Annotated in this window: 9 protein-coding genes; 2 read left to right on the top strand and 7 right to left on the bottom strand. The window is 64.1% G+C overall.

All coding sequences use genetic code 11. From position 1 onward, the window contains the following. Positions 1–232: 232 nt before the first annotated feature. The 5 genes from ACWDRB_RS67255 to ACWDRB_RS67275 all read right to left on the bottom strand — a co-directional run bounded on the left by ACWDRB_RS67255 (position 233) and on the right by ACWDRB_RS67275 (position 6,229). Positions 233–3,289 carry an AfsR/SARP family transcriptional regulator gene (locus ACWDRB_RS67255; protein WP_449912715.1) on the bottom strand — a complete coding sequence of 1,019 codons (3,057 nt, stop codon included), beginning with the start codon at positions 3,287–3,289 and terminating at the stop codon, positions 233–235. A 287-nt stretch (positions 3,290–3,576) separates the two neighbouring features. Next, positions 3,577–3,723, bottom strand: coding sequence for a hypothetical protein (locus tag ACWDRB_RS67260; RefSeq protein ID WP_449912717.1), 147 nt, complete (start codon positions 3,721–3,723; stop codon positions 3,577–3,579). Positions 3,724–4,296: 573 nt separating this feature from the next. Next, the gene (locus ACWDRB_RS67265; RefSeq protein ID WP_449912718.1) at positions 4,297–4,584 is read right to left on the bottom strand and encodes a hypothetical protein; all 288 of its coding nucleotides are present in this window, start codon (positions 4,582–4,584) and stop codon (positions 4,297–4,299) included. 203 nt (positions 4,585–4,787) lie between these two features. Beyond that, positions 4,788–5,540, bottom strand: a complete 753-nt coding sequence (locus tag ACWDRB_RS67270) for a helix-turn-helix domain-containing protein (RefSeq protein ID WP_449912719.1) — start codon at positions 5,538–5,540, stop codon at positions 4,788–4,790. A 197-nt stretch (positions 5,541–5,737) separates the two neighbouring features. Then, positions 5,738–6,229, bottom strand: coding sequence for a winged helix-turn-helix transcriptional regulator (locus tag ACWDRB_RS67275; protein ID WP_449912720.1), 492 nt, complete (start codon positions 6,227–6,229; stop codon positions 5,738–5,740). Between the two features lie 191 nt (positions 6,230–6,420). On the opposite strand from ACWDRB_RS67275, the gene ACWDRB_RS67280 reads away from it, so the two are divergent. Together ACWDRB_RS67280 and ACWDRB_RS67285 are read left to right on the top strand one after the other, a co-directional pair. After that, positions 6,421–6,840 (top strand): ATP-binding protein, encoded by a 420-nt coding sequence (locus ACWDRB_RS67280; protein WP_449912722.1) that lies wholly within the window; start codon positions 6,421–6,423, stop codon positions 6,838–6,840. A gap of 209 nt (positions 6,841–7,049) precedes the next feature. Further along, positions 7,050–7,694 carry a sensor histidine kinase gene (locus tag ACWDRB_RS67285; RefSeq protein ID WP_449912723.1) on the top strand — a complete coding sequence of 215 codons (645 nt, stop codon included), beginning with the start codon at positions 7,050–7,052 and terminating at the stop codon, positions 7,692–7,694. Positions 7,695–8,142: 448 nt separating this feature from the next. Here the strand turns inward: ACWDRB_RS67285 and ACWDRB_RS67290 are convergent, their stop codons facing one another. Then, positions 8,143–8,664 (bottom strand): helix-turn-helix domain-containing protein, encoded by a 522-nt coding sequence (locus tag ACWDRB_RS67290; protein ID WP_449912724.1) that lies wholly within the window; start codon positions 8,662–8,664, stop codon positions 8,143–8,145. Positions 8,665–8,786: 122 nt separating this feature from the next. Next, the gene (locus ACWDRB_RS67295) at positions 8,787–9,773 is read right to left on the bottom strand and encodes a LysR family transcriptional regulator (RefSeq protein WP_449912725.1); all 987 of its coding nucleotides are present in this window, start codon (positions 9,771–9,773) and stop codon (positions 8,787–8,789) included. Positions 9,774–9,839 lie beyond the last annotated feature (66 nt).

A 9,839-nucleotide genomic window follows, 5' to 3' on the forward strand; every position in this document is an offset into this window, starting at 1 on the left:
ACTCGACGTCCAGGTTCCGAGAGTGCTCACCTGCCAGTGGCTACCGGGCCCGAGTCTGCCCGAAAGCTGACCCGGTAGCTCTCATTAGGTTCCGAACTGCCGAACCCCGGTGCACGCCTACCTCCGTTGGCGCAACGCCACGTCCGCCGCTCCGATGAGCCGGACGCGCCAGCATCCAAGGGACGCGACCCTCAGTTGGTTACGTCAACCGACCACTTCATCAGGAGATCAGTTAATGGGGCGGGCCATCGTCGCGTGTTCGGGTGAGCGCTGATTGAAGCCTGCTGTGCAAGCTCAGAGCGGACAGGTGGGGGTCGGCGCCGCGGAGCAGGGCTGCCTTGAGGTGGCGTGCGGTATGGAGTGAGTCCACTAAAACGGGATCGGAGTCGAGACCGGTGCTTCGGACGTCACGGGCGACCGCGAGGGCTTGACCCAGATAATCCAGCGCCTGGCGGGATTGGCCGCCAGCCAGGTAGGCCAGGCCAATCGCTACCAGGGCCAGGCTTTCGCCCCAGCGGTCCCCGTTGTCGCGGGTGATACGCAAGCCGGTAGTGAAATGGTCCATGGCGTCACCGTGATCGTTGGTGGCCAGGCAGACCAATCCGAGGGTGATCAGGGCGAGGCTTTCCCCCCAGCGGTCCCCGATCTGGCGGGTGATGATCAGGGCTTGGTTGAGGTGGTCGAGGGCTTCGGCATGGTAACCAAGCTGGCGAGAAGCATTGCCGATGCCGATGAGGGCACGGCCCTTTCCGCATAGATCATCGGTCTCTTCGTAGAGAGCCAGTGATCGCCAGTGCTGGTCCAGGGCTTGTTGCGTACGGCCGGCGCGGTCGTTGATGAAACCAAGATGATTACGGGTCTTGGCCTCACCCCAGAGGTCGTTGTCCTGCTGATCCAAGACGAGTGCCTGCGCGTGATAGTCCAGCGCGCCCGGTAGGTGTCCACGGCGCCAATAGGCGAAGCCGAGGTTCTTCAATGTCTCGGCCAAGGCGCCGGGAACGAGGCTGTTTCGGGCGGCGGGTACGGCCAGGTGGTGGCTGTCGATCCAGTCGCGAATATGGCCGCTCATGAGGAAGAACCGCCAAAGAACGTGCGGGAGCCTCCACGTCAGCTCGTTCCAGCCGTGGTGCGCGGAAAGGGTGATGGCGGTTAGCAGGATGGCGTGCCGGTCCTGCACCCAGGCGACGGCGTCCCCGGGCCCGTCGAAGACGACAGGCTCTGCCGGGACGTGGACGATCGCCGGGGGAAACCGCCTCCGGCTCGGCTCCAGCTGATCAGCGGCAAGCTCCGCGGCATGCAGGTACCAGTCCAGGACCCGGCGGACCGCAGTAGTCCGCTCGACGTCGGTGTCCTCGTCGTGCGTCAGCTTGATGGCGTACGCATGGATCAGGTCGTGAAGGCTGTAGCTCTCTTCGCTCGGACGTTCCAGCAGAGATCGATCGGCGAGCAGGTCGAGGATCTGCCGTGCCTGATGGCTGGTGATGCCCGCCATGGCCGCGGCCGCCGGCGGATCGAATACGGCACCCGGGTGGAGGCTCAGCAGCCGGAACACCCGGCCGGCTGATGCGGGCAGAGCACGGCAAGACCAGGAGAGCACCGCGCGGAGGCTGGCCTCGTGATCGTCAACGGTATCCAGCAGATCCAGCCGGGCTCGCTGGTTGTGCATCTGCTCGGCGAGATCTCGCAGGCCGGTGCTGGAGTCGGAGGTAGCAAGTTCAGCGGCGATGTTCAGGGCTAGCGGCAGGTAGGCGCAAGAGTGCGCAAGTTCACTGGCGGCCTGCGGTTCGATGTCGATCCGCTCCGGACCGAGGATCTTGGTGAGCAGCTCGACGGATTCGTCGGCTGACAGCGGCTGGAGCGGGATGCGGTGTGCTCCTTCCCGGGCGGCCATGCCGCGCAGCTGGTTGCGGCTCGTGATCAGTACGAACGCGTGCGAGCCGGGCAGTAGCGGACGGACTTGTGCGGCATCCTGGGCGTTATCTAGGAGGAGCAGTATCCGCCGGTGTCCGAGCACGCTGCGAAACAACGCCGATCGCGCGTCGATCTGATCCGGGATGCGCGTGATCGGGACACCTAGGGTATCCAGCAGCATCTCCAGCGCGGCGCCGGGTTCCAAAGGGCGATCCGGGCCGAAACCGCGGAGATTGACGTACAGCGCCCCGTCCGGGAAGTGGTGGATCATCCGGTGAGCCCAGTGCACCGCGAGAGAGGTCTTGCCGATGCCGCCCATACCGGTGAGCGAGGCGATCACGATCGGCCGGGAGGGCTCATCGCCTTCCCGCGGGATCTCCATCCGTGGAGAAGGCTCGTCACCATTGGCTGCGAGGAGATTGTCCAGAATTTGCAGCTGCTGGGAGCGGCCAGTAAAGGAGACGACATCAGACGGGAGCTGCTGCGGGAAACCCGCTTGGCCAAGTAGATCGCTTGATTCGAAGGTTGATTCGCGGTCTTGCGGCGTCTCCTCTGCCGTTTGCTGCTGTGCGTCCAGACTGGGCGACGTCTCCAGCTGACTCTCATCCAGTAGGCGCGCCAACTGCGGATCGCCGGCGAGGATTGCGGCATGAATGCGAACCAACTCCGGGCCGGGATCGATGCCCAGTTCTTCCCGTAGTAGGGCGACGACGGCCCGGTAGGCATCCAGTGCCTCGGCTCGTCGGTCGGACAGGAAGAGCGCGACCATGAGATGGGCCCACAGTCGCTCACGGAAGGGGTGCTCGCCGGTCATGGCCTTTAGAGGCACGATCGTCGCCTCATAGTCCCCCAGCTGAAGACGCAGGTGGAGCAGGCGTTCCGTGGCGACGCCCCGTTCCTCGTCGAGGAGGGGAACATCGATCTCGTGTAGTAACTTCGACGGCACATCGGCCAGCGCCGGCCCCCGCCACAAGGCTAACGCCCGCCCGAGAATATCGACCTCGGTCGATGCCTGCGATGTGGAGATGGCTTGTCGCGTGAGCTCTCGAAAGGCGGACAGATCCATATCGTCCGGCTTCAAGCGCATGGCATAGCTGTCTCGGTGACTGTGGATCAGCCGATCCTCACCGGGATGCTTTTCGCGCAAAATGCGCCTGAGTCGTGAAACATGCGTGTGTAGCACACCACGAGCATGGCATGGAACATCACCGTTCCAGACCCTCTCAGTCAGATGGTCACGAGACACGAACTCGTTCACATTCAACAGCAGGGTGGCCAGAATGATCCGCTGCTTGGCCGCGGGAATCGCCACATATTTGCCTTCACGCTTGACATCCAGCGTCCCGAGTACGCCGAAATGAAATGCAGCTTCTGACATCACTATCACTCCCATCACCATCGAGTGCTAAAGATGTGCGCGGCGAATCAAGCCAGTGGTTGCTCCACATGAAGATCGTCGCACGGTTGATCGGATTGATGGAAACCTTGTTCGCCGCGGATACCGCGGCTCTGAGGCCCTATTAACCACGCCTGAGAAGATGGAAGATCGGCAATGCGGCAGGGAGGCCTTGACGATTTCTCGAAGTCCGGCGGACCCTGGTTTGCGGTGAGCCCGCTGCCGGTGGGGCCGGCAGCGGGCTCACCGCGGTTCGCGGATTAGTAGGCCTAGTGACTCTGCACGGCAATGGGCGTGTCGTAACCCATGTTGTCGCCCGAGTCACTCGCCAGGGCCACGGAGGCCGCCGCGTACACCGCGACGACTGAGAACAGGACGGTGCCCAGACTGAGGGCAACGCGCTTCTTAGCGTTCATGATCTCTCCTTCTGTGGGACTTGCTCTCTCCGACAGTTACTGCCGGCAGGCCGGCCGCCGCACTCGGTCGACGAGCCTGCTCAGCCCTCTGGATTTTCACCTCTCTCTTCTCGTTGGGTGTCGAGCCCGGGCGCCTGGGGCTCGTCGCCGTACGGCGCCAGGGTGGCTCATCGTGAATCGGCCAGGTTGTAGCCGTTCGCCTGCAGCGTGAACAGCTGGGCTCTTGCTGTGCGTCGGGGGATGCGTCTCCATGGGCCCCAGCATGTCGAGTCCGGAGTACCCGGGCACGCTGCCGTCTGGCGTGTCGCCAGCAACGATCAGTGTCTGCACACGCGACGCGGAGGACCCTGCTGCCGGAAGCAGGCTCCTGCAGCGCCGTTCCGGCCGTCTCAATCGCTCGGAGCCAGATCCGGGTCGTGCCAGGTGGCGACGGCGTGGGCGGCGGTGGTCCGGGTGCGCCACAGGTGGTCGGCAGATCCCGGTGTTCGTGTTGGAGCCGGTCGAGACCAACTGACCACGGCAAGGGTCCGCACAGGTGGGACGCACCTGTGCGGACCCGCCCGGCCCTGCGGATTACTTCTCGGTGAAGTACCAGCCTCTGGGGTCGGGGTGGCAGACGCCCCCCGGGCAGGTGATGGGTGGGTCGTAGTAGTAGCAGTCGGTGGTCGCGCGCCCGCCTGCGCGGACGCCGTACATCCAGTAGTTACAGGTGGCCAGGTCACGGTAGGGGCCGTGCGACGCGCCCAGCACCGTCGCCGCGGGGGCCGATGTCGTGGGTGCGCTTGCCGCGTTCGAGGTGCCCGGCAGCGAGAGGGCCGCTCCGGCAGTTGCGACGACGATCGCCCATTTCACGCTTCTCACGTGGTTGAACCTTTCTCAGCTTGAGCTAGGCGCTCCTGTTGGTGCACGCGCTCGTCGCAGTATGGCGATGGTCGCTGTCGTCGAGCTGTCGTACTGCTGTCTCCGGGTGGGTCTCGGCACCTCGAACAGCGGTGGTCGGTGCGAGTCCGTCTCCTGGGCGCTTCACTCGGCGGGAAGCCGGTCCACCCATTCGGCGTCGATCGTCACCCCACCCTCATCGGTGGACATGATTCCTCCGGTGAGAGGGACCCATACGGGCGTGTCGCGAACCCTCGCGGTGTCCGGGTCCACGACCACGGTGCCCGTACCGCAAGCCAGCGGAATCTCCAGGCGCCGCCGACCGTCGGTCTCGCCCAGGTCCACGACCCCAGCCGGGAGGCGAGCCCTCGGTAGGCGGCCGCGCGGGTCTGGGGCGTGCCACGGACGGTCGGGGTATCGCCGATCGGCCCCCAGGTGGTGCCCGCATGATGATTGGTGCGCACACTCGCCTCATTCAGGAAGTAGATGCTGGCACCCTGGCTGATGGCCTGGGCGCGGATCTTCGGATACTCCTGCTCTTTCCATCGACGGACCCGTTCGGGTTTTGCTCGTAGGCGTGGACCAGGGGCTTTTGCGGGGGACAGGCCCAGCCGTGCCAGGAGCTTGCCCACCCATTGCGGGGTGAACTCCACGCCGAACTTCCGTTTGATCAGCTCGGCCACCATCGCGCGGGTCCGCAGCCCGAAGTCGAATTGCAGTTGGCGGGGGTCTCGTCCGGTGATCCAGTCGCGCAGTTGTGCCAGTTGCTGTTCGTTCAGCGCCGGTAGGGGTCCGGGCGGCATCTTCACGGTCCGCGCTGCCGGGCCGCCTTCCTCGCGCAGCTTGATCCAGCCGAATATTGTCGATCGGCCCACGTCGAAGATGGCCGCTGCGTCGTCGACGTGCGTGCCGTTGTCGATGGCGGTGAGGACAAGCATTCGGGTGTCCTGGAGGTCACGCCGAGGGATCCGCTTACCTGACTCTCTGGCCACACTGAGAAATGGTCCAGTTACTAAATGTCAGCGTCCGGCGAACGGCTCAACTCGTCCGGTAATCCAATTCCCATCCGTAACACACTTTGAGCTGCCCCCGGGGACCGCTGAGACGCCCTCTGGTGACGTGGGTGCATGCGTCCCTACGCCATCGGTGCCGGATCGGGGCCGGCGACATTTGCGATCTCTTGTACGGAGGTTGTGTCGACGTCAGCGGGGTTGCCGCTTGAGCCGATCGGCCGAAGCTCCGAAAGCGGGAGACCAACTTCGTCGACGAAGAAGCAGTAGGCCTCGCCGGAGGCGAAAGCGTGGCGTTCTCCCCACTGGCCCAGGGCCACGATGACGGGGAATAGGTCGCGCCCGACAGGGGTGAGTGCGTAGAGCTGCCGCCTGCCCGATGGCGCGGTCTGCCGGACGAGGATGCCTCGCTCGACCAGCCGGTAGAGCCGGTCGGTGAGGATGTTGCGGGCGATGCCGGTGCGCTGATGGAAGTCGGTGAACGCTCGCGCACCGTGCATGGCGTCGCGAACGATGAGCAGGCTCCAACGGTCACCAACCAGGTCGAGGGCTCGTGCCGTTGGGCAGGTCGGGTCGGTCCAGGTCACTTCCTCGGCTTTGGTCGCGGTCTGAGTCATCACATCTCCCGAAGGGTTGCCGATTGAAACCATTATGCTATACTCCTGAAGTAGTTGCAAAATGCTACTGATTGAGCCAGAGCAGATCGGCCCGACCTGTCCGAAGGACACGTAGTGGACCACCGAGGAACCGGCCGGATGGCTCATAGCCAAGCCGACATCTGCCGGTAGGGGACAGAAGGAAGTCGATCATGAATATGCTCGACGCAGAGACGATCCGGATGCACCGCTTTAGCGCCGATTTGCCGGAACTCCAGCATGTCAGGCAGTTCGTGGGCGACCTGATGACGGGTCATCCATCCGCGGCCGACACGGTCCTGGCGGTCTCCGCGAACGCCATCGAACACTCCGACTCCGCCCGGAGCGGCGGTTTCGCGGTCCAGGTGGCCCATCTCGAGGATGCCATGCGTATCGAAGTCCGTGATGCGGGTGGGCCGGAGCAGCCGAAGCAAGGCGGCAACAACCCGGACGCTACGCGCGGGCGCGGCCTGTTCATCGTCGACAGCCTCTCCCGTGATTGGGGTGTCGCTCGGGACATGACGCACACCAGCGTGTGGTGCGAGATCGCGTGCACCCATGCGCCCTTGGTCCCAGAGCGCGTCGCAGCCTGACAACCGCAGTCGTGATCCGAAAAGGGGGAAGCGACAAGGTGAGCAAGCACCAGATAAGCCAAGCAGGGGCCGACGAGTGCTACGGCCCTACTGCCGTCTGCGTCTCTGGAGGAGCACTTGCGCGGCCGGCGGGCACGCCGGGCTCCTCGTTCGCGCCAGGAAGCCCGGCCCGCGAACATGTCGACGCTGACGCGCCGTACCGAGAGCGGATGCGGCAGTTCACCGCGGACGCCTCACATGAAATGCGCACTCCTCTGGCCGGCTTGCGTGTGGAGTTGGAAGAGGCCCGGCTGCATCCCGACCAGACTGATCTCGCCGAACTCCTGGAGCGCGCGCTTGGAGATGTCGGCAGGCTTGAGGCGATCGTCAGCGATCTGCTCCTGCTGACCAGGGTGCGGGCGGGTGCGCCTGGGGAACGGGAGATAGTGGACCTGGTCGAACTGGTACACGCTGAGATCTCCAGGCGGGCCGACACCGTCGACATCGACCTGCGATCCGACAGTGAGGTAACGGTCTGGGCACTCCGTGCCGATGTCAACCGCCTGGTGGCCAACCTGCTCGACAACGCACAGAGACACGCCCGCCACGCGGTGCAGGTAGCGATCCGACGGGATGGCGACACCATCGAACTGGCAGTGGCCGATGACGGAACAGGCATCCCACAGGCCGACCGCGAAAGCGTCTTCGAGCAGTTTGCACGGCGAGATGCCGCGCGTAGCCGCGATCAAGGCGGCACCGGCCTCGGCCTGACGATCGCCCGCGACATCGCGCTGGCGCATCGCGGGACGCTCCACGCGGAGGATTCACCCCTCGGCGGTGCCTGTTTCGTGCTCCGACTGAGCACCCCAATGTAACTGGTGATCGCAGCCGGAGGCGACACCTGCTTTCCGACGACCCCAATCGCTGCGGCCAGTTTCCGGCACGCGATCCGCCACTACTGAGACGCCATTGCCAAGACTTTCAATCCCGTCTATTTTGCCCCGACCGCGGCCGCCGCGATCGAGCGACTCTATGAGTTCGCCGAAGTGTGGGGCGGAAAGCAACCCGGCGATCGTCAGATGTTCGACAAACCTGCGCCTGACGAAATTTCATCCATGCAGGTCAAGCGGCATGTGAGTACTCGTGAAGGACGCCGCCAAGCCGGTCCCGTCGGCGTATGTTCAGGTCGGTGATTCGCTCTGGATCCGTGATCGGGCCCGGGACGGTACGCAGCGGGGCAGCTTGGGCCAGGGCTTGATGGGCTCGGTGCCGGTTGTAGAACAGTTCGTACTCGCGTAGGGCGTGCCGCAGGTGGCGTTCGTTCTAGAGCAGGCAGCGATCCAGGAGTTCGTGGCGGCACGACTGCACCCATCGCTCCATGATGGAATTCATCTGCGGCATCCGGATACCGGTGAGTACGGTCTGGATGCCTGCGTCGGCGAGGATTTCGTCCATGAGGGCGGGGAACTTCCCATCCCGGTCTCGGATCAGAAAGCGTGCCCGGAAGTTCGCATCCTCCAGGTCCATCACGAGATTCCTGATCGCCTGGATCACCCAGCCGGCGGTCGGGTGCCGCTCGTCCAACCGACAAGGCGACCCGTTCGCCCCCTTTGACCGCAACGCCTCCAGCCCGCCGGCCTGCCAGGCGCGAAGCCAGGCATAGACGGACGTCCGCGAAACTCTCAACCGCCTGGCCACCTGCGCCGGCGCCACACCAGCAGCGAATAACTCCCCGGCCTGCATGCGCACCTGCTCGCGCTTCGCCCTGGCGGCCGGGGTCAGACCACCACCATCCGGATACCCCATCCCACCGGCATAGTCACCGACCAGCAGAAAGACACGCAACCACGCCGCGTCACCTCAACCTTTCAAACTCTGGTAAAGGTACTCACCTATCGACAAGTACCCCTACATTCCCGTGATTCTGTAGCAGCCGCCCAGTCCAAATTGCCGACGGCAGAAAGCAATTACGAGTCTTCAGAGATCTCTATAGGATCTCGATCCCTGATTCCAGGTGGCCGGGCTGTGGAGTGGCGGTTAGAGAGCTGCTGAGCAGCTTTCGTTAGGCTCTCGAGAAAGCTGGAGACTGCAGGGTGATTTCGAGTCCCTTGACGTACGGCTGCGAACAGGGTTCGATCGATGCTAGGGATAGACATCGTGAGGAGCCGCGCCTTTGGTGTATCGCCGAAACGAGCTATAAGGGGCGCGACAACGCCAGGTATCAGGGCAATGCCGTTTCCAGCGCCGACAAGAGCCGCGGCCATCATGAAGTCGGCACACACTCCGATGACATGGGGCTCATATCCGACGAGCGCACAGGCTCGCTCAAGTACGACGGCACATGACGTGCCTGGGGCAGGTGCAATCCAACGGTCATCGCGGAGATCCGCCAAGGCGACGTGCGGTCCACGCAGTCGGTGGTTCGCAGGCACCGCAATGAGCATTTGCTCGGTGTACAGGTCAACCCGGTCAAAGTTGGTATCGTCCCGCCGCGGGGCGAGGCTGTACTCCCCGGCCAGGGCGACGTCCAGTTCGCCACGCGCGAGTGCTGCAAGGCTTTCTTCGGGTTCGAGTTGCTGGATACGTACCTCGAGCTCGGGCGCCGTCGTGGCGAGATGGGTAAGCGTGGACGGTAGGAGTGTGTAACCCAGTGTGGGGAGTACTCCGACCCGCAACACGCCATGTATCTTGCCGTCAATCCTGGCAATTTCGGCTTCGATGCCTTCCAGATCGGCGATCAGATCTCGGGCATGGTCCGCCAGCCATTGGCCCGTAGAAGTCAACCGCGCTGTTCGCTGGCTGCGGTCAAGGAGGGCGACGTCGAGTTGACGCTCGAGCGCCGCGATCTGTTGGGAGACCGCGGGCGGTGTGAACGATAGGGCTCGGGCGGCCGCCGCAACGCCGCCGTGTTCAGCTACAGCCAGTAGCACCCGCAATCGTCGCAAGTCCAACATGTAAGCCATACTACAAGAGACGGCCCTCAGGCACAGCAAATGCTTCATGTCCTCCCTGAGCCGTTG

Source organism: Nonomuraea sp. NPDC003707, from assembly GCF_053587055.1.

Excerpts from the sequence above, each read along its gene's own strand:
- ACWDRB_RS67255 (WP_449912715.1), bottom strand. The coding sequence starts at position 3,289 with ATGTCAGAAGCTGCATTTCATTTCGGCGTACTCGGGACGCTGGATGTC.
- ACWDRB_RS67260 (WP_449912717.1), bottom strand. The coding sequence starts at position 3,723 with ATGAACGCTAAGAAGCGCGTTGCCCTCAGTCTGGGCACCGTCCTGTTC.
- ACWDRB_RS67270 (WP_449912719.1), bottom strand. The coding sequence starts at position 5,540 with ATGCTTGTCCTCACCGCCATCGACAACGGCACGCACGTCGACGACGCA.
- ACWDRB_RS67275 (WP_449912720.1), bottom strand. The coding sequence starts at position 6,229 with ATGACTCAGACCGCGACCAAAGCCGAGGAAGTGACCTGGACCGACCCG.
- ACWDRB_RS67280 (WP_449912722.1), top strand. The coding sequence starts at position 6,421 with ATGAATATGCTCGACGCAGAGACGATCCGGATGCACCGCTTTAGCGCC.
- ACWDRB_RS67285 (WP_449912723.1), top strand. The coding sequence starts at position 7,050 with ATGCGGCAGTTCACCGCGGACGCCTCACATGAAATGCGCACTCCTCTG.
- ACWDRB_RS67295 (WP_449912725.1), bottom strand. The coding sequence starts at position 9,773 with ATGTTGGACTTGCGACGATTGCGGGTGCTACTGGCTGTAGCTGAACAC.